This is a genomic window from Xanthobacter nonsaccharivorans (assembly GCF_043194755.2).
In the GTDB taxonomy this organism is placed as follows: Bacteria; Pseudomonadota; Alphaproteobacteria; order Rhizobiales; family Xanthobacteraceae; genus Xanthobacter; species Xanthobacter autotrophicus_G.
Window position 1 is genome coordinate 3138908 of the sequence record NZ_CM195526.1, and the last position, 24605, is coordinate 3163512.

Genomic DNA, 24605 nt, shown 5'->3' on the forward strand with positions numbered 1-24605 from the left:
GCTCACTCCTCCGGCAGTTGTCGCAGGATGGCAGCGAGGTCGAGCCAGACATTTTCGCGCTTGATGTCACCTTCGTCGTTGAACTCCAGCACATGGAGCAGCCGAAACTCCAGGGGACGATTGCGGCCTTCAACGCCGAAAGGCCGGCCCGGAGCGCGGCCCCGCCACAGCGACTCATCCACCATGAAGCCGTCGCCATAAAGTCTACGGATGGATTCGACCGAACTCTCGGAGAGATCCGAGAAGGTCGCCTCGTAGAAGGCGCGGGCCGCATCCCGCCCATGCGAGGGGCCGAAGGGCCAGCCGACCACGTCGTGCACCACGTCGTCGGACAGCGTTTTCAACACGCCTTCAATATTGTCGCTGGCCTCAAAGCCGAAATGCTCGTCGATCTTCCGATCCATGTCATGGGGAGTGAGCGTCATCTTGGCCCTCGTTGAGAATGAGCGCGCGGACCATAATGAGACAAAAATCTCATTTCAAGATAAATCTCATTTGCGTCCCTTCCCCCCGGGTTTGCCGGAGCCATCCCATCGACACGTGATGCTGGCCGATCTGGCGCGGCTCTGGAACGAACGGGCCGCGGGCCTTTGCTGTGCAATGGAGTGCCAGCCGTGCGAGCCTCGCCGCTTCCGTTCGCGCTCGTGCACGCGGCGCAGATCCACAACCGGGTGCGGGAGGAGGTGTGAACGGCCATATCTGGCTGGGCTCAGGCAAAGGATGCAGGTCGGGCGGACCACCTGCCCCGTGGCGCCCGAGGCGTTGAAGAGGGCCGCGGATCATGAGCAGTCCTAAATTGAATTCCGCCGACGCGCCCTATGCTGGCGCACCGGCAACGCAAGCCAGCCACAAACATATATATACAATAATTAATATTATATTTCAGATAAATTCATGATAAACTACAATATAATCTTTAATTTCTATAGCATTCTAAGAAAATGCGATGGCGCCGCGCGACCTGAGAAGCCGTAGAATCTTCAGGAGGTCTTCATGTCGCGGCACACGGCAATGATATGGTCCATCACCGCCCGCACCCGGGCCGCGCGCCTGAGGTCCGGGTGCACCAGCAGCCACAGTTCGCGGGTCACCCCATCCCCGTTCGCGACGCACACGAGGTCGTCCGCCGCGCCCGCCAGCACATGGGGCAAGGCGGCAAGGCCCATGCCGGCGCGGGCCGCGGAGATGAGGCTGGAAAGGTCATTGCTCCGGAACACCATTGGGCGTCCCTGCGCCAGGGCTTCGAGCCAGAGCTGCTGTGGAGACCGGGCCAGCTCCTCGTCATAGCCGAGGAAAACGCGGCGCGGCTCCGGCGTCGCCTCCACATAGGCCCGCGTGCCATAAAGGCCGTAGGCGAGCCCGCCCAGCCGGCGGGCCACAAGCCCCTTCTCCTGCGGCCGCGACAGGCGCAACGCGAGATCCGCCTCGTGCCGGGACAGGCGCGCCGCCGCCGGCGTGCCGCAAACGTCGAGCACCAAGCCCGGATGCCGTGCGAGCAGCGGCGCAAGGCGCGGCACCAGCCAGTGGCTCGCCAGCGCCGGCGGCGCACTGATCCGCACCCGCCCGGAGATGCCCGCCGCGGCACCGGACGCGAGGCGCTCCACCCCATGCACCGCCTGCTCCACCGCGCCGGCCCGCTCCAGCAGCCGCTCGCCGTCCTCAGTGAGGGCATAGCCGCGGGGCAGCCGGTCAAACAGCTTCAGGGCCACAGCCGCTTCGAGGCCGGCGATGCGGCGGGCGACGGTGGAATGGTCCGCATCGAGCCGCCGCGCCGTTTCGGAGAGGCTGCCGCACCGCGCCAGCTCCACGAAGAAGCGCAGGTCGTCCCAGTCGAGCATGGTGATATCTGCGCAAATTTCCTCAGATAGTGCGCACATATCATGAATTCACACGCAAAAACACAGCCCATAGGGTCCCGGGGCTCACAGGAGACCCACCATGACCGATACCTTCGCCATCGAGCTGGCCGCCCCCGGGGGCATTGATCGCCTGCGCGCCGCGACGCGCACCCTGCCGGCCCCCGCTTCGGGAGAGGTCCGCATCCGCCACAGCGCCATCGGCGTGAACTTCGTCGACATCTACCAGCGCACCGGCCTCTATCCGCTGGGCGACCTGCCGGCGGTGCTGGGGGTGGAGGGCGCCGGCGTGGTGGAAGAAGTCGGCCCCGGCGTGAGCGAGCTGGCGAAGGGCGACCGCGTCGCCTATGCGGGCCTGCCCGTGGGCGGCTATGCGCAGGCCCGCAACATTCCCGCCGACCGCCTCGTCCGGATTCCGGACGGGATCGACGACCGCACCGCCGCTGCGGCCATGCTGCGCGGCGTGACCGCCCACATGCTGCTGCGCCGCGTCTTCCCCGTCGGGCCGGGCACCACGATCCTCATGCATGCCGCCGCCGGCGGGCTCGGCCTGCTGCTGACCGCGTGGGCGAAGCGGCTCGGCGCGCGGGTGATCGGAACGGCGGGCTCCCCCGCCAAGGCGGAGCTTGCCCTCGCCCAGGGCGCCGACCATGTGATCCTCTACAGGGAACAGGATTTCGTCGCCGAGACCCGCCGCCTCACCGATGGGAGCGGCGTCGACGTGGCCTTCGACGGCATCGGGGGAGAGACCCTCACCCGCACGCTCGACGCGGTGCGCCCCTTCGGCATGGTGGCGAGCATCGGCCAGGCATCGGGCTCGCTGCCGCAGTGGCCCTTGAGCGAGCTCGGCCCGCGGCGCTCCCTCGCCCTCAGCCGGCCGAGCGTGTTCGCCTATGCCAGCGACGTGGCGGCCTACCGGCAGGCGACGGCGGAGCTGTTCGGTGAGCTTCTGCGCGGCCTGCCGGTCACCATCGGCGCGGAGCTGCCCCTCGCCCGCGTCGCCGACGCCCATGTGATGCTGGAGCGGGGCGAGACCATCGGCTCGCTGCTGCTGGCGCCCTGAGCCGCCCCGCCGGTCGCTGCCAGCAGCGCTCCCGCCCTCGCCTCCCGCTGACCTGAGCCGGCCTGACGGTGAATGCGATGGAGAGATGCACCGCGACCATGTCGCAGTCACCGGGCAGGGAGGGAGTTTTGGTGCGGAGCGTTCCAGAAAAATCGGTCTCGGGAATACAATTTTTGAGCAACAAGGTTCGGATGAAGGTACAATGTTTCGCCATTTGGGGCGACAAATCAGTACTAGGGAGTTCTTATGAAACGAATTTTATTCGGCGGACTTCTGGCGGCAGTCTGCGCCATCGGCGGAGCCTTCGCGCAGAGCAATCCATCCAACCAGGAAGAAATGAAGCCGGCAAACTGGCTTTTCGTGCAGGTAGCCGATTCTGTCGTCGTCGACGACAAGACCATCACTCTGAAGGGCGTTGCTCCGCAGGTTCTGATGTTTACGGATCGCCCCGAGCGGATGACGGGAGACGCCACGACCGCCTCTTTCATCAAGCTCTGGACCGAGGGCAAGGACAGCTTCCAGAAGGATCCACCCAACGCCACCCTCTCGGTGACCGTGGACGGCAAACCCAGCGTGGCTGCGGTGGAGCTCACGGATCCGGTGCTCACCGGGGACACGCTGGTCTTTTCCTACAAGTTGCTCGGCGACGAGAAACCCGCGTCCGGCATCAACGCGAGCCTTTTCATAGATTGGTGGTACGGGCGGGGATGGCGCGGCGGCGGATGCTGGCGCGGCCCCTGGGGTCATCTCCACTGCCGCTGGTGAAGACATGTCCCGCCCGGCGAACCGGGCGGGACTCTTCCCGCCCCAGGATGGCGGGAGAGAGGGATGCGGCCGGGTTGGTCCTCAGGCCGGCTTGCGGTCGGCGTCGGGGTGGTGGAAGGCGAGCACCAGCACCACGGAGGACAGGGCCAGCCCCGTCATCAGCAGGAAGCCGTCGACGAACGATCCGCGCAGCCCCAGCACCCATCCGGTGATCACCGGCGCCGCGAAGCCGGACACCGCGAAGCCGAAGTCCATGATCCCGAGCGCAGTGGCTGCCCGTTTCGGCGCAACGTCCACATTCACCGCGTAATAGGCCGCGTTCGCGCCCATGGAGGCAGCCACCGCCACGGTGATGCCGGCAACGGCCACAGCGAGATTGTTGCTGAGGGCCACGGGCACCACCGCAAGCGCCGCGACGAGCTGCGTGCCGGCGATGAGATAGGAGCGCGCCACCCGCAACCGTCCGGTGGTCTTGAGCAGATGGTCGGACCAGCGCCCGAGCGCCCACAGGGCAACGGCCGCCGCAAGCCAGGGCAGGACGGTGAACACACCGACTTCGGTCAAGGCGAGCCCGTAGGCCTGGTGCAGGTAGCTGGGCAGCCAGGTCATGAAGAAAAACAGGAAATAGCCGAAGACGAAGAACGCCCAGTAGTTCACCATCAAGGTCCGGTTGGTGAGCAGGGCGCGGATCTCTGTCGCCGTGGGCCATTCGCGCGCGGCCCCGGGCCCGGGCCCCTCCCGTCCGGCGCGGATATGATCGAGCTCAGCCGCGTTCACGTGGCGCGATTGGGCGGGATCGTCCCGGAACAGGACATACCAGAGCGGCACCCAGGCGATGGATAGCGCGAACAGCACGCCGAAGGTCCAGCGCCAGTCGAGCACCGACAGAAGCTGCGTGACAATGGGGCCGCCGATGGCCAGCGCCAGCGGCACCGAGACGAGCGCATAGCCCAGCGCGGTGGCCTGCTCCTGCGGTGGCAGCCAGCTGCTCACAGCTCCCGTGAGCGCCGGGAAGTTGGGTCCTTCCGATATGCCGAGCAGCGTCCGCGCCAGGTAGAGGGTGAGGAAGCCGGTGGCCGCTCCCGTGAGGCCGATGGAGAAGCTCCACAGCAGGGCGGCGACGGCGAGCACCAGGCGTGCGCCATAGCGATCCACCGCGAAGCCGCCGAGCAGGGTCGTCACCGCATAGCCGAGACCGAAGGCGCCGAGGATGATGCCCGCATCCCCCTTCGTGAGCCCCAGCTCCTGCTCCATCAGCGGGATGGCATAGGAGATGGCGGCCCTGTCGATGTAGTTCACGACCGTGACTGCAAACAGCAGGAAGACCACCACCACATGGAACCGCGTCGCCCGCATGTCCTGCTCCCCTCAGACGACCGGCTTCACAGGCGCAGGCGCACCCAGAGCACCCCGCCGGCCACCACGGCCATCATTACCGCAAGGAGAGCCACGAACAATGCCGATTGGTCCAGCCAGGCCACCGCGGGCACGCAGAGGCCCATGAAGATGCCGTTCAGGCCCATCCGCCAGGACGTGGTGTGCACACCGGCGACGAAGGTCCCCAGGGCGAGCAGCAGGAGCACGATCAGGCTGGTGGAATCCGCATCGGCGACCGCCTGGACGCTCGGCAGGAAGACAAGGTTCATGGCCGCGAGGAAAGCGCCCCAGTGCAGCACCTGGGTCCAGATGAGGCGCACGCGCTCGTCCTTGTCCGCCGCCTTCGACCAGCCGGCGAGGATTCCCACCCCACAGCTGGCCAGCGCCACGATTTCCCAATAGGCGACCAGCGGACGGCGCGTCATCGCCCCATAGGCGACGCCGCCCACGGTCAGGATCAGAATGGCGAGATAGGGCAATTCGCGCGCCCAGAAATGTCCATCGCTCGGCTTGGACGCTGACGAGACGTCGTCTGGCTGCTGTACACGGCTCAAGGCTTCCTCCTCCCCGCCATTCCGTCGGGGCTGCGGTCGTTTCGCGCCCGGGCTGGCGAACTGCCTTGGCATAGCGGAAGGCCAGCCCTCGTCACAAGGAAATGAGGACGGCATCCGCCCCCCTGCCCCGGTGCGTTGCCGCGGGCTGCGAAGTGCCCAGCCTCTCCGCGCAGCCGGCCTGCCCACCGGGGCGCGACGACCGAAGCCGGAAATCCTTCCCGATGCCGGCGGTCGAAGACCCGCGCCGGCACCTGGCGGAGCCGGCCCGCAGAGCATCCACCATGCCCGGCCCGGCTCCCCGGACGGGGGCTTCACCGCCCCCGCGCGAAGTACCGCATGAGGCCGCCCTTGCGGCCCTTCACATATCCGTCGAGCCAGCGATCGGTGCCCGACAGGAAGCCGGACCAGCCCGCCTTGCCCTCCCGGCGCAGCTCGGCCTCCACGGCCCGGAACTTGTAGTGGTCGTACACGTCGAGCACGTGGACCGCGTAGGCCTCGGCGAGGCCGCGGTCTGCCTGAACGATCACCATGTTCTCGTCATTGGCGTAGGAGGCCTTGAAGCCGAGGTTGTGGCTCCCGAGCACGACGGCGCAGTCCTTCGACAGAGGGTCGATCACCACGACCTTGTCATGGATGATCGCCCCGACCTTCCTGGCGGTGAGCTCCTCCACGCCGAACTCCTTGAGCAGGCTGTGCTCGTCCACCCGCGCCGCCCGCACGATGGAGGTCTCGCCTTTCTGGAAGGTGTAGGGCGCGATCGCGTCCTCGTCGTCGCTCGGGTCGTCCTTGTCGTTTTTCTTGGCCGGAACATAGTTGGGCATGGCCTGCGGGCTGGAGACGGCGCCGGTGACGATGAGCCCGGGGTTGGCCAGCCCGAACTCGATGGCCTTGCCCACGATGCAGTCCTTCCCGCTCTGGCCCGGATAGAAGGCGAGGAAGAGGATGCAATCGCGCGCCGCCTGCATCAGGGCATAGACCTCCGCAAGGTCCGGCGGGACCTTGGTGGACTTGTTGCGCTTGGGCATGTTGGGGGAGAACCAGGCCGTGAGCCGCGCCCCGCCGTCGAGGTCGAAGCGCCGCGGCTCGGCATTGGCGGCGCGCAGGGCCGGCCCCTGCTGGTTGTCCTTCATCGCCGCCGACAATGGGGCGGGCTGGGGTAGAGCGTCCGCGTTCAGCTGCGTCCAGTAGGTGGCGAAGGCGCCGGCCACCGCGTCGTCCTCGATCAGCAGGGCATTGTTGGTCTGCCCCGCGATGCCGGTCGCCGTCCAGTTGGTGCTGCCGGTGAAGACGGACCGCGCGCCGCGCCGCGGCGGCATGTGGACGACGAACTTGTTGTGCCCGATGTCCGTGGAATTGTTGAACATCCGGTGCTGGATATCCACTCCGGCCTCAACCAGCCTCGCCCGGGCCGGTGCGTTGCGCACGTCCCACGCGCCCTTGTCTACGGCGGAATTGGCGAGGATGACCCGGATCCGCTTCCGATTGGCGAGCAGGAGATCAACCAGTTCCTCGTCCTCAAGCTCGTAGAGCGCGGCGAGGAAGTTGCCGGGCCGTCCGAGGAAGTCGTGCAGAAGGGGGAGAACGTCCCCCGCCAGATAGGCGCGGATGGGATCTTGCGGCGTCGAGATCATCTTGATGAGCTCGTCGCGCTCCTGGACGCCGTCTTCCCAGATCACGTTCCGCAGCCACTGGGCGGCCAGAATGCCGTTGGTGAAGGTGGACTGGAACTTGCCGTGCCGGCGGGTGACGAGGATCGGATTGCTCGCCACCGCCTCGCCGAGATAAGCCAGAGGCCGAGGCGTGCCCTCATAGGCCGGCACCGGGATCTCGACCTTCCGCCCCTGTGCATCGAGGACAGGCTTGCCGCTCGCGTCGCGCTGGACCACCTGGACGAGCGCCGGCTTCGGATCGGGAGCGGGGGGCAGGCCCGGTTTCAGGTCGCCCAGGGGGCGGACCTCATAGCGCACATGCACCTCGTCCGGGCGTCGCTCGGCCCGGTTCCGGCGCTTGCGGAGCGTCAGGTCGCGCCAGGAGAGCTTCTGCACCGGCCAGATGGATGTGGTCTGCGGCAGCCAATGGGGGTTTCGCTGGCCCTTGAAGCCCACCCAGGCCGCGAGCGGCACGCGGTCGTCCTGGCCATCCTCCGGCCGCTTGCGAACGGCGCCGCCCGCATCGAGATAGACACGGATGACCTCGAACCCGAGGCATCCCGCTATCGGCCCGTCGACCCCCCAGGACAGGTAGGCCACCTCATTGTTCGCATAGGCCCGGACAGCCGTGATGTTTCCCATGGCGCCCTCCACAAAGCTGCAGAGCTGGCTTTTCGGGACCCCGACTGCCCCCGGCCTTCGAGGGAGATACGTAGCAGAAGCCTCGGGCGGTCCAGCCTTCCGCCTTTCAGCACACGTCATTGCATCCAGAAGTAGAAGATATCATCTTCTGCGACAGTCGTGTGACACTCCGGCGTCGGCGCCGTGCATCGCAGGACTGCGCGCGGCGAGGCGGAACACGCACTTTGCCGGTGGCGCCGGATCCCTTCCGCCTGCGCCATCCGGAACCGTGGTCCGTGCGCCGGCAGATCTACCGGAGCGGCGGAAGACGCGTTGAAGACCTTCTGTCAACAATCATTGGAAAAGCCCTGCCGCTGTGAGACTGTTCGCCCCGGGAGGGCTCACGCACCTCCCTCACCCGAAGGAGGCTAAGATGGTCCCGGTCATCGCGTCCGAAGCCCTCGAACGAGCCCACGTACAGGGTGCGGAGGATAAATCGGTCAACTGGGCCGGTGCCTTCGCCACATGTGGCGGCCGGGCAGCCGTCCAATCGTCGGTCATTGTCTATGAGATCGAGCCCGGCGGCCACCTCGGCTGGCATACGGACGCGACGGAAGAGAGCCAGTACATCATCGCGGGCACGGGCGAGCTCCGCATGGAAGATGGAACACAGCAGGTCCGACCCGGCAGCGTGTTCGTGCTGCCCGCCAACGTTCGGCACGACCTCGCCAACACCGGTCATGAGACCCTGCGCGCCGTGGCCTTCTTTGCAGCGGCGATGTTCACGCAGACGTTCGACGAGGTGATGCTCCCGCCGAACACGCATGTTCTCGGCACCCCGAACCGCGGCGGGTGATCTGCGGCGGGGGAGCAATGCTGGCTTCACCACCAAGGTCCGGAGAGAATGCGGTGGGGCGGTGATGCTTGCACAGCCTCGCCTCGATGGTCGCCGGCGAGCTCGTGCGGCCATGAGGTGGGGGGTGCGGTGGGGCGGCCATGGCGTTGTCGATTTCCCGCGGCAGCGGGGGGCGCCCCCCTGCCGGGCCCGGACTTGCGTGACTGCGCCGCCAGCGAGCGGATGCCGGCCTTGCGAGAGATCCGGTGACGCCCGATGCGCCCTGCCGCACGCGGCGCGCCGGCCGGTCAGCCGCCGAGGTAGGCGGCGCGCACGTGGGGATCGTCGATCAGCTCCGGTCCCTTCCCCGCCTTCACGATGCGCCCCGCCTCGATGAGATAGGCGTGGTCGCACAATTCCAGCGCGGCGAAGGCGTTCTGCTCCACCAGCAGCACGGTGGTGCCGGCGTCGCGGATGGCGCCGATGATGGCGAACATCTGCTCCACGATGTTGGGCGCAAGACCCAGCGACGGCTCGTCGAACAGCACGAGGCGCGGCCGTGACATGAGCGCCCGGCCGATGGCCAGCATCTGCTGCTCGCCGCCGGACAGGGTTCCCGCCATCTGGTGCCGCCGTTCGGCGAGGCGCGGGAAGTCCGTGTAGATGCGCTCGTAATCGGCCTTGAGCGACGCATCGGCGGATCGCAGATAGGCGCCCATGGCGAGATTGTCGGCAACGCTCATGTGCGGGAACACCCGCCGCCCCTCCGGGCAATGGGCCACGCCGAGGCGCAGCATGCGCTGCGGGCCGGCGCCGGTCACGTCCTCCCCGTCGAGGCGGATGGCGCCCGCCCGCGTCGGCACGAGGCCGGAGATGGCGCGCAGGGTGGTGGACTTGCCGGCGCCGTTCGCCCCCACCAGCGCCACCAGTTCCCCCTTGCCCACGTGGAGCGACACGCCCCGGAGCGCCGCCACCGGCCCGTAGCCGCAGACGAGATCGGTAATCTCAAGCATGGGCCGGCTCCTTCTGCTCCAGCTTCGCGGCGCTCTTGCCCAGATAGGCCTCGATCACCTTGGGATCGCTGCGGATCGCGGCCGGCGGGCCCTCGGCGATGAGGCGGCCGTAGTTGAGGCAGACGATGCGGTCGGAGACCTCCATCACCATGGGCATGTCATGCTCCACGAGGAGGATGGTCACCCCCTCCTCCCGCACCTTGCGGATGAGACGCACGAAGCCCTGCGTCTCCGAGGCGTTCATGCCGGACACCGGCTCGTCCAGCAGCAGCATCCGCGGCGCGATGGCGAGCGCCAGCGCAAAGCCCACCAGGCGCTGCTCGCCATAGGAGAGGGCGCCCGCCTTCTCCCCGGCGCGATGGGCAAGGCCCACCAGCTCGATGATGGCCTCCGCCCGCGCCCGCGTCGCCGCCTCGGCCCGCCGGGCGCCGGGGGTGGGCAGCAGGCGGTCGAAGAGGGAGGGCGCGCCATGGCGGTTGAGGCCGATGAGCACGTTGTCGAGCACCGTGTCGTCGGCGAACACGCTGGTGCGCTGGAAGGTGCGCGCGAGGCCGAGGCGGGCGATGTCGTTGGTCTTCACCTTGGAGAGGTCGCGCCCGCGGAACAGCACCCGCCCCTGCGTCGGCTTCAGGAAGCCGGTCATGATGTTGAAGGCGGTGGTCTTGCCTGCCCCGTTGGGGCCGATGAGGCTGAGGATCTCGCCTTCCCGCACGTCGAAATGCAGGTCGGCGATGGCCGTGAGCCCGCCGAAGCGCATGCCCACGTGCTCCACGCAGAGGATGGGGGTCTTCGACATGCTCATGGATTCGCTCCCGCCTCGAGGGGCTTGGGCTGCGCGGCGGCCTTCGGGCGGCGGCGGGCGAAGCCCTCCAGCGCCGGGACGATGCCCCGCGGCATCACGAACAGGATGGCGATGAGGATGCCGCCATAGACGATCCACTGGGCTTCCGGCGCCATCACCGGCCGCAGCGCCACCGGCAGCAGGCCGAAGATGATGCCCCCCACCAGCGGCCCGGCCAGCGTGCCCTTGCCGCCGGAGACCACCATGATGACCATGGTGACCGTGTAGGAGAACAGGAACACGTCCGGATCGATGATGCGGATGTAATGGGCATAGAGGCTGCCCGCGCCCCCCGCCATGGCGGCGGAGACGGTGGCTGCCACGGTCAGCGTGCGGGTGGCGTTGATGCCGAGGGAAAGGGCGAGGGACTCGTTCTCCTTCAGCCCCCTCATGGCGCGGCCGAAGCGAGAGCCGACGAGGCGCGCCACCACGAGATAGCTCGCCGCCGCGAGCACGAGCACGAGATAGTAGTTCTCCATCTTCGTGCGCAGCGTCATTTCGCCGATGCCGGGCAGGACCAGCGCCATGTTGGGGATGGAGGTGAGCGCGAGCGGACCCTGCGTCAGCTCCACCCAGTTCAGCGCCACGAGCCGCACCACCTCGGCGAACGAGATGGTGACGATGACGAAATAGGCCCCGCGCACCCGGAACGAGAGCCGCCCGATGAGGTAGCCGCACGCCCCGGTGATGACGATGGCGAGGCAAAAGCCGAGGAGCGGTGACCCGCCCTCGTGCGTCACGCGCAGGCCGAAGGGCAGGCTCACGTCGAAGCCCAGCGCCGTGAGCGCGCTCACATAGGCGCCGATGCCGAAGAAGGCCACGTGCCCGAGGCTGAGCTGGCCGGTGAAGCCCAGCAGCAGGTTCAGGCTCATGGCGCAGATGGTGAAGATGCCCGTGATGATCAGGGCGTTGAGGAGATAGGGGTCCTTCAGCCACAGCGGCACGAGGGCGAAGACCACCAGCAGGAGGGGGGCGATGAGGCGCGTCATCCGATGCGCTCCGCGCGGGCGAACAGGCCGGTGGGCTTCACCAGCAGCACGGCGATGATGATGAGGAAGCCCATGGCGTCGCGATATCCGGAGGAGATGTAGCCGGCGCCCAGCTCCTCGGCGAAGGCGAGGATGAAGCCGCCGATGGCCGCGCCGGAGATGGAGCCGAGGCCGCCGAGAATGACGATGGCGAAGGCCTTGACCGCCGCGAGGTCGCCCATCTGCGGGAACACCACGTAGACCGGGCCGAGCAGCGCCCCCGCGGCCGACGCAAGCGCCGAGCCGATGGCGAAGGTGGCGGTGTAGACGAGGGAGACGTTCACCCCCATCAGCGCCGCTGTGTCATGGTCCTGGAAGGTGGCGCGCATGGCGCGTCCAAGCCGGGTGCCGTTGATGGTGAAGTAGGTGACGGCGATGAGCGCCAGCGCCGAGGCGAACACGAACAGGCTCACCCACGAGACCGACACCGGGCCAAGCACCAGCGGCTGCGCCGGGAAGGGCGTGGGAATGGCCTTGGCCACCCCGCCGAACACCCACAGCGCCCCCGACTGGAGGATGATGCCGGCGCCGATCATCACCAGCATGGTGGTGTCGATGTCCGAGTGGCGCAGCGGCCGCAGCAGCACGAACTCGATGAGCGCGCCGAGCACAAGGCCCGCCACCACCGCCACCGGCAGCGCCAGGAAGAAGTTGATGCCCAGCGCCACCGCCGCCAGGTACATGCCATAGGCGCCGAAGGTGTAGAGCGCCCCGTGGGTGAAGTTCACCACGTTCATGATGCCGAAGATCAGGGTGAGGCCGATGCCCAGCAGCGCATAGGTGCCGCCGAGCACCAGCGCATTGACGAAATGTTGCAGCAATTGATCCATCTGGCCTGTCCGGGCTGGCGTTCGGGGCAATGCGGGCGGGAACAGCGCCTCCGCTTTACGGAAGCGGGGTGAGGGAATGCTGGCGCATGTCAGGCAGTTGACCGCGACAGCCCCTCACCCCAGGCCCCCGCCCGAAGGCGGGGAGCCACCGCTGGTGGGATGGGCTCAGCCGCCGAGCTGAACCTGCTTCACCTTCCCGTCGGAAATCTCGATCAGGTAGACATTGGGCTTGGACTGGCCGCTCTCCTTGCCGGCCGGGCCGCTCTTCTGGAACTTGATGGGACCGTTGAGGCCCATGATGTCCACCTTCCAGAAGCCCTTCTGGATGGCGGCGGGGTCGGTGCCCCCGCCCGCCGCGATGGCCGCCGCCACCGAGCGGATGCCGTCATAGCCGCGGAAGCTCTCGGTGGCGCCGGCGAACTCGAAGCCGCGCTTCTTCCACTCGCCGAGGAAATAGGCGGTGGCCTCGGGGTTCGGGGTCTTCTCCGGCCACCAGGGCAGGAAGGTGGTCAGGTGCATGGTGCCATCGGCGGCGGGGCCGGCCTGGGCGATGATCTGGTCCGGATTCTGCGAGCCGCCGGTGGTGATGACGCGCTTCTTCAGGCCGAGCGCCGCCATCTGCTTGAACAGCAGGGTCAGCTGGTCCACGGCGCTGGTCACCATGATGGTGTCGGCGTCGGAGGCCTTCAGCTTGGCGAGCTGGGCGCTCATGTCCTGGGCGGACTGGTCCATGGTCTCCACCAGGCCGACCTCGACGCCGTTGGCCTTCAGCATCTTGGAGAAGTCGGCGGCGGCGCCACGGCCCCAGTCGTTGTTGATGACGAGGAAGTCCACCTTCTTGAGGCCGAGCTTCCTGGCGATGGGCTCGAACGCCTCCGCCTCCACCGCCGACGGCGGGGAGATGCGGAAGATGAAGGGATTGCCCGAGGTGGTGATCTTGCCGGAAGAGGAGGTCTCCACCAGCATGGGCACCTGGTATTCCTCCAGCTTCGGCATGGTGGCCAGCGTGAGGGAGGAGCCCCAGGAGCCCATCAGCACCGGCACCTTGTCGGAGGTGATGAGCTTTTCCGCCACCGAGGCGGCCTCGGTCGGGTTGCTCTTGTTGTCCTCGATGACGAGCTCGATCTTCTTGCCGAGGATGCCGCCCTTGGCATTGATCTCGTCGGCGGCGATCTTGGCGCCGTTCACCACATAGGTGCCGGAAGCCGCGAAGGCGCCGGTGAGGGGCTCGTTCACGCCGATCTTGATGGTATCGGCCGCGAAGGCGGTGGAGGACATGAGCGCGACGGCAATGGTTGCCAGCGCGGTCCTGCGGGTCATGTGCATGTGCGGTCTCCAGTCTCGGGGCAGTCAGGGTCTTGAAGGGGGATCAACCGCCGCGCCCGAAGAGGGCGGCGAGGCGGGCGGCGATGAGATCGAGCGCAAGGCGCAGGGGGTTCAGCCCCGGCGTCGCATGGGCCGGGGCCGGCGTGCCGGAAAGGCGCGCCGCGAGGTTCGCGGCGAAGGCGGAAACGAGGCGACCCGCCACCTCGCGCACCAGGCCCGGGCGGCCGAACTGGGCGAGCGGCCCCTTCAGCGTGTAGCCCACCTCAAGCGCCACGCGGGCGGTGCCGGGCGCCATGCCGGGCAGGACGCGATAGCTTATCTCCCCCTCGGTGCTGGAGCCGCCGTCCGCCCCGGCGCCACGGATGGTGCCGGCGCGGGCGGACGCATCGCGGGTGAGGCGGGCCGTGCCGCGGAAGGTGGCGTGGATGGGGCCGAGCGCCACGCGCATGCCGCCTTCCACCCGGTCCGGCGCGGGCATGGCGTCCACCACCGCGCCCGGCAGGCAGGCGGCCACCGCGGGGATGTCGGCGAACAATGCGAACACCACATCCGGCTCGAAGGGCACATCGAAGCTCTGCTCGAACCTGTGGGCCGGGGTGAAATCGTCGGCGAGCCGCGCGATGGCGCGCACCGGCGCGGGAGCGGCGGGAGCGGCGACGGGCTGCGCCGCCGCCGGCGCCGCGCTGGCCGCCCGCGCCCCCACCGGGCCCAGGGGGCGCCCGGCGGCGGCCGGCGCGAGGCCGCCGGCGCGGCGCGCGGCGATGACGGACGCGACCGCCTTCACGATGCCCGCATATCCGGTGCAGCGGCAGAGGTTGCCGGCAAGGCCGAGGCGGATGCGCGTCTCGTCCGGCTCGGACAGGCGCAGCACGATGTCCCGCGCCGACACCAGCATGCCCGGCGTGCAGAAGCCGCATTGCAGGGCGTGCTCCCGATTGAAGGCGGCCCGCAGCGCGGCGGTCACCTCGTCCTCGTCGAGCCCCTCGATGGTGACGACCTCCGCCCCCTGGCAGACACCGGCGAAGGCGAGGCAGGCACGGGCCGGCTCGCCATCCACGAGCAGGGTGCAGGCGCCACACACGCCGTGCTCGCAGCCGGTGTGGGTGCCGGTGAGGTTCAGCGTGTCGCGCACGAAATCGGCGAGGCTGGTGCGCCCCTCCGCCTCCGCGGCGACGGCGCGTCCGTTGACGGTGAGGCGGATCATGCGCGCGGCACCGTCGTGCTTGAGGGGGGCGTTCATGCCGCGCTCCTTCCGTCGGTGAAAAGGGCGCTCGCCTGAAGGGCGGCGCGGCTCAGCACCTCCACATGGATGTGGCGGTCCACCGCGTCGGCGATGCCCGCGGCCCGCAGCGCCGCGTCGGCCACGCCGGCATCGAAGCGGTTCGCGAAGGCCGTATCGATGGCACCGCCGAACAGGGGCCGCGCATCGGCCATGACGAGGGGCGGCGCGTCGATGGCGCCCATCACCGCGCGGACGGTGCCGGCGGCGGGATCGGCCAGCACGGCGCCGATGGCGTGGGCGAACTCGCCCACCTTGCGGCAGTGCTTCACATAGCCGAAGCGCGCGGCGGCCGGCACCTTGGGCACGCGGATGGCGACGAGGATCTCCCCCGCCCCGAGCGCCGTCGAGAGCGCGCCGGTGAGGAAGTCCGCGAGCGGCAGGCAACGCCGCCCGGACGGCCCGGCGACCTCCACCTCCGCGGCGAGGACGGAAAGGGCGTTCACCCAATCGGCGGCCGGGTCGGCGTGGGACAGGCTGCCGCCCATGGTGCCCCGGTTGCGCACGGCGCGATAGGCGATGCCGCCCGCGACCCGCCTGAGGATGTGCGTCCCCACATCCGGCACGCGGCCATCCTCCACATCCGCATGGGTCACGAGGGCGCCGTAGGTCACGTGGCCTTCGTCGTCCGAGGCGGTCTTGAGCTCGGCGATGCCGGAGACGTCCACCACCAACGCAGGGCTGGCGAGGCGCAAATTGAGCATGGGGCCGAGGGACTGGCCGCCGGCCATCACCTTGGCGCCGTCTCCGGCGGAGGCGAGCAGGGCCACCGCCTCGGCGACGGTCCGCGGGCGCTCGATGCGGAAGGGCGCGGGCTTCATGCGGCGCTCCTGTCCCTGAGGCCCGCGGCCAGCACCTTCTCCATGATCCGCCGTGGCGTGACGGGCGAGCGCAGCATCTCCACCCCCAATGGCCGGAGCGCGTCGTTGATGGCGTTGGCGATGGCCGCCGGCGGGGCGATGGCGCCGCCCTCGCCGATGCCCTTCACGCCAAACCGCGTGTAGGGCGAAGGCGTCTCCATATGGCCGATGAAGGGCATGGGCACTTCCGGCGCGCCGGGCAGAAGATAGTCCGCCAGCGTCGAGGCCAGCGGCTGGCCGGAGGTGTCGAAGGCCATCTCCTCATAGAGCGCGGTGCCGATGCCCTGGGCGAGGCCGCCGAGGATCTGCCCGTCCACCACCATGGGGTTCACCAGGGTGCCGCCGTCTTCCACGATGGCGTAGTCGAGGATCTCCACCTCGCCGAGGCCGGGGTCCACCGCCACCACCACCGCATGGGCGGCGTAGCTGAAGGTGCCGCTGTCGCGCACCGGCTTGTAGCCGGCGGTGACCTCCAGCCCGTGGGGATCCACGTCCGCCGGCAGGTCCTGCGGGCGACGGTACCAGGTGTGCGCCACCTGGCCGATGGAGACATCGCCGGCGGGGCCGACCACGCGCCCGCCCTCAAGGCGCACCTCTTCCAGCCGCGCCTGCAGCATGTGGGCGCCGATCCGGCGGATGCGTTCGGAGAGCTCGGTGCAGGCCGTGGCCACGGCGCCGCCGGCCATCACCATCACCCGCGAGCCCCAGCTGCCGGTGGAATAGGGCGTCAGGGCCGTGTCGCCATGCACGAGGCGGGTGCGGGCGACCGGGATGCCGAGGATCTCGTGCGCCACCTGCGCCAGCGTCGTCTCCAGCCCCTGGCCGTGGGAATGGGCGCCGACGCGCAGCTCCAGCCCGCCGTCCGGGGTGAGGCGCGCACCGGCCTGCTCATGGCCCGGCACCATGGGAATGCCCCAGCCGGAATAGACCGAGGTGCCGTGCGCCGCCTGCTCGCAATAGATGGAGAAGCCGAGGCCGATGCGCCGGCCGTCCTCTTCGCCGGCCTGCTGGCGGGCGCGCACCTGATCCGCGCCGATGGCGCCGAGCGCCTGCCGGAGCGCTTCGGGATAGTCGCCGCTGTCGAAATGCTTCTTCGTGATGTTGTCGAACGGCATCTGCTGCGGCCGCACAAGGTTCCTGAAGCGCACCACTTCCGGGGCAAGGCCCAGCTCCGCCGCGAGCGCATCGAGCGCCACTTCCAGCGCGAAGCACACGCCGGTGCGGGCCACCCCGCGATAGGGCAGGATCGGGCACTTGTTGGTGGCGACCGACCAGGTGCGGCAGCGGTAGGCCGGAAAATCGTAGGGCCCCGGCAGGATGCTCGCCACCTGCGCGGCTTCGAGGCAGGCCGAGAAGGGATAGGCGGAATAGGCGCCGCTATCCACCGTCGCCTCGCAGTCGATGCCGCGCAGCGTGCCGTCGCGCTCGGCATAGAGCGTGATCTCGTAATGATGCTCGCGGCAATTGGCGTTGGCGGTCAGGTGCTCGCGCCGGTCCTCCAGCCAGCGCACGGGCCGGCCGAGCTTCCGCGCCAGCCAGCCGAGGCAGACCTCTTCCGCCAGCAGGATGGCCTTGTAGCCGAAGCCGCCGCCCACATCGGGGGAGACGATGCGGATCTGCCCCTCCTCCAGCCCCAGGCATTCGGACAGGCCCGAGCGCACGATGTGCGGCATCTGGCTCGCGGTATGCACCACCAGCTGATCGGAGCGGTGATCGAAATGGATGACGGTGCCCCGCCCCTCGATGGGCGCCATGCACTGGCGCGCGGTGGCGATGGTGCGCGTCACCTTCACCGGCGCGTCGAAGGCGGCGGCGATGTCGATGTCCACGAGGCTTTCGAGGAAGACGTTGTCGCCCCAGTGCTCGTGCACCAACGGCGCGCCGGGCTTGCGCGCCTCCAGCATGTCGTGGAGGGCGGGCAGCTCGTCGAGGTCCAGCACCACCCGGGCGGCCATGTCCTCGGCCTCGGCGCGGGTGGGGGCGACGCACAGGGCGACGAGCTCGCCCACCTGCCGCACCTTGCCCGTGGCGAGCACCGGCTGCTCCGACACCTTGAAGCCCGGCAGGCCGGAGACGGCGCGGATGGGCTTCACCCCGTCGAGGTCCGCGGCGGTGAAGACGCTGCCCTTCAGGTCCTCCGGCACGTGAATGGCGCGGATGCGGGCATGGGCCAGCGGGCTGCGCACGAAGGCCACATCCAGCATTCCGGCCATGCGGATATCGGCGATGAACTGGCCGCGCCCGCGCATCAGCCGGTCATCCTCCTTGCGGGGCAGGCGCGCACCGACCCCCTCGGACCGAACCTCGGTGGCGCTCATGACAAGCCTCCCGTCAGATCGCGCGCGGCGCGCACCAATTGGCCGTCGGGCCGGCGCAGCTCGTCGAGGATGGAGAAATGGTGCGCGCCGAGGATGGGCAGCAGCGCGCCCGGCGCATGGGCGGCCACGCGCTGCGCCGCGAGGGCCCGGGAATCGTGCACCAGCGCCGGCACTTCCGCCGTTCCATAGGCGATGACCAGCGGCTTGGGCGAAGGCGCATGGCGCAAGGGCGAGAAGGCGGCGATCTCCTCCGGGGAGAGGTCGAGCGCCCCGTTGAGATAGGTGTCGCGGATCGGCGCCAGCTCATAGACGCCGGAGACGGCGAGCCCAGCCGCCACCGCCGGATGATCGAGGGCCAGCACCGCCAGCTGCGCGCCGGCGGACCAGCCGGAGACGACCATGGGTCCGAAGCCGTGCTCGGCGCCGAGGCCGGCGACAAGATCGAGCGCTGCCTCCATCTCCTTAACGATGTCGCCCAGCCGTGCCTCGGGCGCGAGGGTGTAGCTCGGCATCACGACGGACCAGCCGTGGGCCAGCAGCCCTTCGGCATAATGGGCGAACACCTCGCGCGAGTTGCGCTGCCAGTATCCGCCGTGGATGAAGACGAGGCAGGGAGCGCCGCGCGTGCCGGGATAAAGATCGAGCTTCTGCCGCGCGCCGGGGCCATAAGGAAGATCAAGGAGCGCCTTCGCCGACGACCGGAAGGCGGCGGCAGCGCCGTCGCGCTCCGCCACCCATGCCGCGCTGGTGGGCACCGCGGCATTGTTGTTGTAGGCGGCGTCCCGCTCGGCCTGGGAGAGGCTCTCCCAGACCTCCTGCGGCGCCGGCTTCGAGGCCGGCGCGCTCACGCCGCCACCGCCTGCGGCAGGGGCAGGATGGGCGCGGTGGCGTCGAAGCGCTTGCCCGCCCGCAGGCAGAAGGCGGGCGTGAGCAGGCGCTCGGCGATCACCTTGGTGTCCTCGTTGTCGCGCAGGAGGAAGCGGCCGCGATTGTCGTCCAGCACCGAGACATCCGCCGCATAGCCCACCTTCAGCGCCCCGATCCGGTCGGAGAAGCCGAGCATCTGCGCGGGGTTGGAGGTGACCATGGGCACCACCTGCTCGAGCGACAGGCCAAGCGCCATCATGGAGCTCATGGCCTGGGTGAGGCTGAAGCGCGCCTGCCCCTTGAAGGGGTGGTTCTCGTCGTCATGGTGCTCGGCCGGGGTGCCGGCGGGCGCGGGCACGTGGGTGTTGTAGCCGTGCATGTCGGCCCCCAGCGTGTGCGGCACGACGCCGGCGGCGATGGCCTTCTTCGCGAGCCGGTAGGAGAAGTGGCTGCCGTGTCCCACGTCCACCTTCAGGCCGCGGTCGAGCGCCGCCTGGATCACGTGGTGCACCTGCCCCTCGCGGTTCACGAAGCCGCCGGGATGACGGGTGAAGGGATGGGCGAGGATGTCGCCCGCCTTCAGCAGCGGGATGACGCGCTCCAGGATGGTGTCCGCATCCTCGCCGTTGGCGCCGCTCTCCGGCAGGCCCCAGAGGGCGCCGAAATGCACATAGAGCGGGATCTCCGCCTGGCGGGCGATCTCCGCCGCCATCTCCATCACGCGGATGCCCCAGCGGGCGAAGCCGCCGATCTCCGCATGGCCCTTGATGCCGCGCACCATGTCGCGGTTCGCCACCGCCGAGCGCACGGTGGCATCGATGTCCACGCAATCGGGGCTGTAGAGGTTCGGATAGTAATGGCCTTCCAGGCCGCCCACGAGATAGGCGGAGAGGAAAGCATAAACGCGGGTATGGGCAGGTTCCGCGATGAACTTGCGGAAGCCGGGCAAGGTCATGCAGGAGGGGCCGCCCTGGTCGATCACGGTGGTGACGCCGGACTGAACACCCACCATGTCGGGATTCAGGCCGAAACGGCCGGTGACATATTGATAGACATGGCCGTGGGTATCGATCAGGCCCGGCAGCACGAGCTTGCCCGACACGTCGATCACTTCCACCGCGCTGGAGGGCAGGATCGTCTGTGCCACCGCCGCGATGCGCCCGTCGCGCACAGCGACGTCATAAGCGCCGTCGATGCCGGACGCCGGGCAGATGACGTGCCCGCCTTTCAGGACGATATCGTAGCCCGCAGGTTCAGCCATCAGGGGTCTCCATCCATGCACGCGCGGCCTGACGGCGCGCCGGGAAATTGCGAAGCATGCTTCGTATTCCCTCAATGCACGGGACATGCCAGAATTGACATGGATCAAATCCACGGTTGGCCGGGAACGCCGCGCGGACACGGGGGCAGGATGAAAAAGAGCAGCAACACAAAGGCTTCCGGGGACACCGCACCATCGGACGCCTCCGAGGCGTGGCCGCTGTTCGACCGGCCGGGCTTCCTCGCGCGGCGGGTCCACCAGATCCACGTCAGCCTATTTTCTGAGCTGTGCGCGCCCTTCGGTGTGACCCCGGTGCAATACAGCCTGCTGAGCGCCCTGGCGGGGCGGGAGGAGGCGGACCAGACCACCCTCTCGCGCATCGTCGCGCTCGACCGCACCACCACCACCGGCGCTCTCAAACGCCTTGTGGCGCGGGGGCTTGTGAAGCGCGGCACCTCGGCCACGGACCGCCGCTCGCAGAGCTGCTCCCTCACCGAGGACGGGCGCCGGATGCTGGTGGAGATGGAAGCCTCCGCCCGCAAGGCCCATGCCGCCACGGTGGAGATGCTCAGCCCCGAGGAGCAGCATCATCTCATTGAGGCGATGAAGAAAATCGTCGCGGCCCATGGGGGCCGCCAGAGCGGTTTCGACTTGCTCTAGATTTAAGCAGCTGCCTGCCCCGTCGACATCTGCCCCCGCAGCGGACAGCAGCGACATCGCCGCGCGCGTCTCGGCTCGCTCCGTAACACTTGGCCCCAAGCGGGCCTTGCCGGTGTTGGGGCAGATCAAGGCCAGCGCCGCGGTGCCCATGTAGGGAGGAATTCCTCTCCTGCCCGCCCGGTCATCCCTGCCCTCATGCTCGCCCGCTTTCGTCCGACCGATGGACGGTCCCGGCCGCCGCCGTCCCTCCGCTGGCGACGCTCGTCATCGGGCTCGCCCCTGGCCTCATCCCCTTTCGACGCGCACGCCCACCGCGCCTCGCCCTGGGCGGACGACGGCGCCCTGTCCGACGCGGAGGATGCCGCGCCCACCGGCGAAGCCTGCTTCCCCCCTCGTCCCCTGCCGGCGCGCCCCGTTGATGCCCACACCGGCTCCGCCTCGCCCCGCCCGGTAAAGCAGGCGGCCAGGCGCGGCTGGTCGGGGCGCTGCCCCGCCTGCGGAGAAGCCTCCCTGTTCCACAGCTGGATGGTGGTGCACGACCTATGCCCACCCTGCGGCGCGGCCCTTGCCCATCCGCGCATTTGCGATGCGGTGCCCGCCGTGGCCGTGCCCCTCGCCTTCGTCGCGGCGGCCGTGCTCGGCGGCGTGCTGGAGCTGCTCGGCAGCGTGCCGCTCGTTCTGGAGATCGCCGCCAGCGAGGCGGTGGCCGTGACGACCGCCCTCCAGGTGCTGCCGCGCGCCAAGGGCCTGCTGGTGGGGCTCTCCTGGGCGCACCGCGTGGGCGGCCTCGATCCGCGGGAGCCGGACGCGGGAGACGGCCCCCTGCCCGAGGTGCGGTAGCGCCGCGCCAGCCCCAACGAAAAACGCCGGCGGGGGTGCCGCCGGCGTCGAGCTTGCGTCCGGTTCGGGCGGCACGCGCCGCCCGGCTTCAGACCGCCTCGTAGAGGCGCTTCTCGATGAGCATGTTGCCCTTGAGGGCGTGGAGCGCCTTGGCGGCGGCGAGCACGGCAAGGTCCACCAGCGGCTCCACCAGGATCACCAGCAGGTAGGCCCCGCTGAAGGAGGCGACGGAGGCGATGTTGTCCACGGTGAAGCCCTGGCCGTAGACGGCCCAGAACGCCACCCAGGCGACGATGCCGGCCTGGTAGGTGGTGGAGAGGGCCAGCGCCTGGCCGTACTTCAGCTCCACATAGGGCGTGTTGGGCGCGATGGTGCGACGGGCGACCATGCCGAGGCCGAACAGCGGCACCAGCAGCGTGGTGATGTTCATGCCGTATTGCGGCAGGTCGAACGGGGCGAAGAACAGGCCCTGGATGAGCAGGCCGAACGCGAGGCCGATGGCCGCCGGCGCCATGCCGAAGATGAGGAACAGGGTGGAGCCGAGGATGAGGTGCACTTCCGAGACACCCACCGGATAGTGGGGCAGCACCTCAAAGAAGGAAAAGACGAGGGCGGTGGCCGCCGCGCTGCGCGACGCGAGCGAGACGAGGCCGCGCTCGCGGGCCGCCTCATAGGCGAGCTTCAGGCCATAGCCGCCCACGCCTGCCGCGGTGACGTAGCTGAGCCAGATCTTCCCGCCGTCCACAAGACCGGGTTCGATATGCATCGTGTTTCTCCTTCGCCGTCTCACCCGACGGCGCCAAGCCAGACCGATGCGCAAGGCCGGTCTCCTGACTCGCGGGTCGCAGCAAACCCTCCGTCTTCCCGGCATCGGCGAAAGCCGTTGCCAGTGACACAATGGAAGGCCGCTCGCCGCTCACAGTCGCGGGGGCGGTCGGGGCTTCAGGCGTGGCGACGCCCTTCCCCGTTCCCGTTTCAGTCCGGATGCGATGCACCCGGAGCACCTTACGCACCTGCAAAAGGGCGCTGAACGCGCCCGCCTGTCAAGCTGCGCGCAGGGGATAAGGCGAACCGGGCGGAACATGAAGACCGCCGTGCATACGGCCACCGCGCCTCTACCACCGTGAGCCGATGGGGCCCGGCGCGGAGCCCCCCTCCCCCCGCGCGCCAGAGCGCGTTCCGCACAGGTGGTCCGCCCTCCGGCGTCTCTAAGCGAGCGGATCCGGCCTCCAGGGCATCGGCTATCGGCTCCGTCCGGGGCACGATTCGACAAACGCTCCAAGGTCCAGGCGTGAACGCCGCGACCTCGGGCAAGGCCTTGTGTGGACGGGAGCACAATGCCGGCGCGGCCCGCCGGGTCGGCAGGCCGCGGATGGGGGCGAAGACTATTTGGCGGCCTGCTGGCTCACCAGCGGGCAACCGCCTTCGTTCAGCGGGCGGAAGGCCTCGTCGCCCGGAATGACGCGGATGAGCTTCAGATAGTCCCACGGATACTTCTGCTCGGCAGGCGCCTTCACCTGCAGCAGGTACAGGTCGTGGACCATGCGGCCGTCCTCGCGGATGCGCCCGCCGTGGGCGAAGAAATCGTCCACCGGCGTCGCCTTCATCTGCCCCACCACGGCCTGCGTGTCGGTGGTGCCGGCGGCCTTCACCGCCTTCAGATAGTGCAGGATGGCGGAATAGGTGCCGGCCTGCCCCATGGTGGGCATGGCCTTGTGGCGCTCGTAGAACCGCTTCGACCAGGCGCGGGTCTCGTCATTGAGGTCCCAGTAGAAGCCCTGGGTGAGGATGAGGCCCTGGGCCGTCTGGAGGCCGATGGCGTGGATGTCGGTGATGTGCAGGTACAGCCCCGCGAGCTTGATGCCCGACTGGGGAATGCCGAACTCGTTCGCCTGCTTGATGGCGTTCACCTGGTCCGCGCCGGAATTGGCGAAGGCGATGAGCCTGGCGCCCGTGCCCTGCGCCTGCAGCAGGAAGGAGGAGAAGTCCGAGGCGCCCTGGGGGTGGCGCACGGCGCCCACCACCTTGCCGCCGCCCTTTTCCACCGCCTTGGCCGTGTCGCGCTCCAGCGCCGTGCCGAAGGCATAGTCGGCGGTGATGAAGAACCACGGCCCGTCCTTGGCCAGCGAGGCGCCCGTGCCGGCGGCCAGCGCATAGGTGTCGTAGGTCCAGTGGATGCCGGTGGGGGCGCAGGCCTTGCCGGTGAAGTCGGACGAGCCGCCGGTGGAGGCGAGCACCAGCTTGTTCTTCGCCCGGCCGATCTCCTGCACCGCCAGCAGCACGGAGGAGGTGGGGATATCGGCGATCACGTCCACCCCGTCCTGGTCGATCCAGCGGCTGACGATGGCGGCGCCCACGTCCGGCTTGTTCTGGTGGTCCCCGGCGATGATCTCGATGGGCCGGCCCAGCACGCTGCCGCCGAAATCCTCCACCGCCATCTGCGCCGCGATCACCGAGCCCGGCCCCGCCATGTCCGCATAGATGCCGGACTGGTCGTTCAGCACGCCGATGCGCAGGGGCTTCTGGTCGGCCCGGGCGATGTCCGCGCCGGCGAGAAAGGGAACAGCCAGCGCGGCGACAAGGATTGCCCAACGGGCGGGAACACGACGCATGAACGGTCTCCACGAATTTGTGGGACCGATTAACCGACAATATCGAGTGGATCAATTAATTTACGGATATGACGCGATATACGTTCGTTTAACATATACTTTCCGTCATTAAGGCCCGCGGAAAAAGGCGCCGCCCGGCCGATCCGGGGA

Annotated in this window: 22 protein-coding genes and 1 riboswitch; of the genes, 5 read left to right on the forward strand and 17 right to left on the reverse strand. The window is 68.9% G+C overall.

Going from position 1 to position 24605, the window contains the following annotated elements; genetic code table 11:
• Positions 1-2: 2 nt before the first annotated feature.
• Entirely contained in the window at positions 3-425 is a 423-nt protein-coding gene (locus tag V5F59_RS14440; RefSeq protein ID WP_393978534.1) for an ester cyclase, read from the reverse strand.
• Positions 426-980: 555 nt separating this feature from the next.
• Complete coding sequence (locus V5F59_RS14445; RefSeq protein WP_393978536.1) at positions 981-1838, reverse strand: LysR family transcriptional regulator; 858 nt, start codon at positions 1836-1838, stop codon at positions 981-983.
• A 100-nt stretch (positions 1839-1938) separates the two neighbouring features.
• Between V5F59_RS14445 and V5F59_RS14450 the strand changes: the two genes are divergently transcribed.
• Together V5F59_RS14450 and V5F59_RS14455 are read left to right on the forward strand one after the other, a co-directional pair.
• Complete coding sequence (locus tag V5F59_RS14450; protein WP_393978538.1) at positions 1939-2919, forward strand: quinone oxidoreductase family protein; 981 nt, start codon at positions 1939-1941, stop codon at positions 2917-2919.
• Positions 2920-3165: 246 nt separating this feature from the next.
• Positions 3166-3684 carry a hypothetical protein gene (locus tag V5F59_RS14455; protein ID WP_393978539.1) on the forward strand — a complete coding sequence of 173 codons (519 nt, stop codon included), beginning with the start codon at positions 3166-3168 and terminating at the stop codon, positions 3682-3684.
• Positions 3685-3765: 81 nt separating this feature from the next.
• Here V5F59_RS14455 and V5F59_RS14460 read toward each other — a convergent pair whose 3' ends face one another.
• The 3 genes from V5F59_RS14460 to V5F59_RS14470 form a co-directional block, all read right to left on the reverse strand.
• Complete coding sequence (locus V5F59_RS14460; RefSeq protein ID WP_393978541.1) at positions 3766-5040, reverse strand: MFS transporter; 1275 nt, start codon at positions 5038-5040, stop codon at positions 3766-3768.
• Positions 5041-5066: 26 nt separating this feature from the next.
• Positions 5067-5615, reverse strand: a complete 549-nt coding sequence (locus V5F59_RS14465) for a hypothetical protein (protein ID WP_393978543.1) — start codon at positions 5613-5615, stop codon at positions 5067-5069.
• A gap of 311 nt (positions 5616-5926) precedes the next feature.
• Positions 5927-7906, reverse strand: coding sequence for a phospholipase D-like domain-containing protein (locus V5F59_RS14470; protein WP_393978545.1), 1980 nt, complete (start codon positions 7904-7906; stop codon positions 5927-5929).
• 412 nt (positions 7907-8318) lie between these two features.
• Between V5F59_RS14470 and V5F59_RS14475 the strand changes: the two genes are divergently transcribed.
• The gene (locus tag V5F59_RS14475; RefSeq protein WP_393978547.1) at positions 8319-8741 is read left to right on the forward strand and encodes a cupin domain-containing protein; all 423 of its coding nucleotides are present in this window, start codon (positions 8319-8321) and stop codon (positions 8739-8741) included.
• A gap of 287 nt (positions 8742-9028) precedes the next feature.
• Here the strand turns inward: V5F59_RS14475 and V5F59_RS14480 are convergent, their stop codons facing one another.
• The 10 genes from V5F59_RS14480 to V5F59_RS14525 form a co-directional block, all read right to left on the reverse strand.
• Positions 9029-9733: an ABC transporter ATP-binding protein gene (locus V5F59_RS14480; protein ID WP_393978549.1), complete on the reverse strand. Its 705-nt coding sequence runs from the start codon at positions 9731-9733 to the stop codon at positions 9029-9031.
• Positions 9726-10535: an ABC transporter ATP-binding protein gene (locus tag V5F59_RS14485; protein WP_393978551.1), complete on the reverse strand. Its 810-nt coding sequence runs from the start codon at positions 10533-10535 to the stop codon at positions 9726-9728. The genes V5F59_RS14480 and V5F59_RS14485 overlap by 8 nt, the downstream gene beginning before the upstream one ends.
• Positions 10532-11563 carry a branched-chain amino acid ABC transporter permease gene (locus V5F59_RS14490; RefSeq protein ID WP_393978553.1) on the reverse strand — a complete coding sequence of 344 codons (1032 nt, stop codon included), beginning with the start codon at positions 11561-11563 and terminating at the stop codon, positions 10532-10534. Before V5F59_RS14490 ends, V5F59_RS14485 begins: the two co-directional genes overlap by 4 nt.
• The gene (locus V5F59_RS14495; RefSeq protein WP_393978555.1) at positions 11560-12432 is read right to left on the reverse strand and encodes a branched-chain amino acid ABC transporter permease; all 873 of its coding nucleotides are present in this window, start codon (positions 12430-12432) and stop codon (positions 11560-11562) included. Before V5F59_RS14495 ends, V5F59_RS14490 begins: the two co-directional genes overlap by 4 nt.
• Before the next feature lie 165 nt (positions 12433-12597).
• Entirely contained in the window at positions 12598-13752 is a 1155-nt protein-coding gene (locus V5F59_RS14500) for an ABC transporter substrate-binding protein (protein WP_393978557.1), read from the reverse strand.
• A gap of 49 nt (positions 13753-13801) precedes the next feature.
• A complete protein-coding gene (locus V5F59_RS14505) occupies positions 13802-14998 on the reverse strand; it encodes a 2Fe-2S iron-sulfur cluster-binding protein (protein ID WP_509211100.1) in 1197 nt (398 codons plus the stop codon).
• Positions 14995-15858 carry an FAD binding domain-containing protein gene (locus tag V5F59_RS14510; RefSeq protein ID WP_393982929.1) on the reverse strand — a complete coding sequence of 288 codons (864 nt, stop codon included), beginning with the start codon at positions 15856-15858 and terminating at the stop codon, positions 14995-14997. Before V5F59_RS14510 ends, V5F59_RS14505 begins: the two co-directional genes overlap by 4 nt.
• Positions 15855-18215 (reverse strand): xanthine dehydrogenase family protein molybdopterin-binding subunit, encoded by a 2361-nt coding sequence (locus tag V5F59_RS14515; protein WP_393982928.1) that lies wholly within the window; start codon positions 18213-18215, stop codon positions 15855-15857. Before V5F59_RS14515 ends, V5F59_RS14510 begins: the two co-directional genes overlap by 4 nt.
• Positions 18212-19063, reverse strand: coding sequence for an alpha/beta hydrolase (locus V5F59_RS14520; protein WP_393982927.1), 852 nt, complete (start codon positions 19061-19063; stop codon positions 18212-18214). Before V5F59_RS14520 ends, V5F59_RS14515 begins: the two co-directional genes overlap by 4 nt.
• The gene (locus V5F59_RS14525; RefSeq protein WP_393982926.1) at positions 19060-20343 is read right to left on the reverse strand and encodes an amidohydrolase/deacetylase family metallohydrolase; all 1284 of its coding nucleotides are present in this window, start codon (positions 20341-20343) and stop codon (positions 19060-19062) included. Before V5F59_RS14525 ends, V5F59_RS14520 begins: the two co-directional genes overlap by 4 nt.
• A gap of 150 nt (positions 20344-20493) precedes the next feature.
• Here V5F59_RS14525 and V5F59_RS14530 point away from each other — a divergent pair, with 150 nt between their 5' ends.
• Together V5F59_RS14530 and V5F59_RS14535 are read left to right on the forward strand one after the other, a co-directional pair.
• Complete coding sequence (locus V5F59_RS14530; protein WP_393982925.1) at positions 20494-21003, forward strand: MarR family winged helix-turn-helix transcriptional regulator; 510 nt, start codon at positions 20494-20496, stop codon at positions 21001-21003.
• A 525-nt stretch (positions 21004-21528) separates the two neighbouring features.
• Positions 21529-21843: a DUF983 domain-containing protein gene (locus V5F59_RS14535; protein ID WP_509211231.1), complete on the forward strand. Its 315-nt coding sequence runs from the start codon at positions 21529-21531 to the stop codon at positions 21841-21843.
• A gap of 88 nt (positions 21844-21931) precedes the next feature.
• Here V5F59_RS14535 and V5F59_RS14540 read toward each other — a convergent pair whose 3' ends face one another.
• A complete protein-coding gene (locus tag V5F59_RS14540) occupies positions 21932-22609 on the reverse strand; it encodes an energy-coupling factor ABC transporter permease (protein WP_393982923.1) in 678 nt (225 codons plus the stop codon).
• Between the two features lie 37 nt (positions 22610-22646).
• Positions 22647-22866: riboswitch (cobalamin riboswitch) on the reverse strand.
• A gap of 362 nt (positions 22867-23228) precedes the next feature.
• Positions 23229-24455, reverse strand: coding sequence for an ABC transporter substrate-binding protein (locus V5F59_RS14545; RefSeq protein ID WP_393982922.1), 1227 nt, complete (start codon positions 24453-24455; stop codon positions 23229-23231).
• Positions 24456-24605 lie beyond the last annotated feature (150 nt).

Excerpts from the sequence above, each read along its gene's own strand:
- V5F59_RS14440 (WP_393978534.1), bottom strand. The coding sequence starts at position 425 with ATGACGCTCACTCCCCATGACATGGATCGGAAGATCGACGAGCATTTC.
- V5F59_RS14445 (WP_393978536.1), bottom strand. The coding sequence starts at position 1,838 with ATGCTCGACTGGGACGACCTGCGCTTCTTCGTGGAGCTGGCGCGGTGC.
- V5F59_RS14450 (WP_393978538.1), top strand. The coding sequence starts at position 1,939 with ATGACCGATACCTTCGCCATCGAGCTGGCCGCCCCCGGGGGCATTGAT.
- V5F59_RS14455 (WP_393978539.1), top strand. The coding sequence starts at position 3,166 with ATGAAACGAATTTTATTCGGCGGACTTCTGGCGGCAGTCTGCGCCATC.
- V5F59_RS14460 (WP_393978541.1), bottom strand. The coding sequence starts at position 5,040 with ATGCGGGCGACGCGGTTCCATGTGGTGGTGGTCTTCCTGCTGTTTGCA.
- V5F59_RS14470 (WP_393978545.1), bottom strand. The coding sequence starts at position 7,906 with ATGGGAAACATCACGGCTGTCCGGGCCTATGCGAACAATGAGGTGGCC.
- V5F59_RS14475 (WP_393978547.1), top strand. The coding sequence starts at position 8,319 with ATGGTCCCGGTCATCGCGTCCGAAGCCCTCGAACGAGCCCACGTACAG.
- V5F59_RS14480 (WP_393978549.1), bottom strand. The coding sequence starts at position 9,733 with ATGCTTGAGATTACCGATCTCGTCTGCGGCTACGGGCCGGTGGCGGCG.
- V5F59_RS14485 (WP_393978551.1), bottom strand. The coding sequence starts at position 10,535 with ATGAGCATGTCGAAGACCCCCATCCTCTGCGTGGAGCACGTGGGCATG.
- V5F59_RS14490 (WP_393978553.1), bottom strand. The coding sequence starts at position 11,563 with ATGACGCGCCTCATCGCCCCCCTCCTGCTGGTGGTCTTCGCCCTCGTG.
- V5F59_RS14495 (WP_393978555.1), bottom strand. The coding sequence starts at position 12,432 with ATGGATCAATTGCTGCAACATTTCGTCAATGCGCTGGTGCTCGGCGGC.
- V5F59_RS14500 (WP_393978557.1), bottom strand. The coding sequence starts at position 13,752 with ATGACCCGCAGGACCGCGCTGGCAACCATTGCCGTCGCGCTCATGTCC.
- V5F59_RS14505 (WP_509211100.1), bottom strand. The coding sequence starts at position 14,998 with ATGAACGCCCCCCTCAAGCACGACGGTGCCGCGCGCATGATCCGCCTC.
- V5F59_RS14510 (WP_393982929.1), bottom strand. The coding sequence starts at position 15,858 with ATGAAGCCCGCGCCCTTCCGCATCGAGCGCCCGCGGACCGTCGCCGAG.
- V5F59_RS14515 (WP_393982928.1), bottom strand. The coding sequence starts at position 18,215 with ATGAGCGCCACCGAGGTTCGGTCCGAGGGGGTCGGTGCGCGCCTGCCC.
- V5F59_RS14525 (WP_393982926.1), bottom strand. The coding sequence starts at position 20,343 with ATGGCTGAACCTGCGGGCTACGATATCGTCCTGAAAGGCGGGCACGTC.
- V5F59_RS14530 (WP_393982925.1), top strand. The coding sequence starts at position 20,494 with ATGAAAAAGAGCAGCAACACAAAGGCTTCCGGGGACACCGCACCATCG.
- V5F59_RS14535 (WP_509211231.1), top strand. The coding sequence starts at position 21,529 with ATGGTGGTGCACGACCTATGCCCACCCTGCGGCGCGGCCCTTGCCCAT.
- V5F59_RS14540 (WP_393982923.1), bottom strand. The coding sequence starts at position 22,609 with ATGCATATCGAACCCGGTCTTGTGGACGGCGGGAAGATCTGGCTCAGC.
- V5F59_RS14545 (WP_393982922.1), bottom strand. The coding sequence starts at position 24,455 with ATGCGTCGTGTTCCCGCCCGTTGGGCAATCCTTGTCGCCGCGCTGGCT.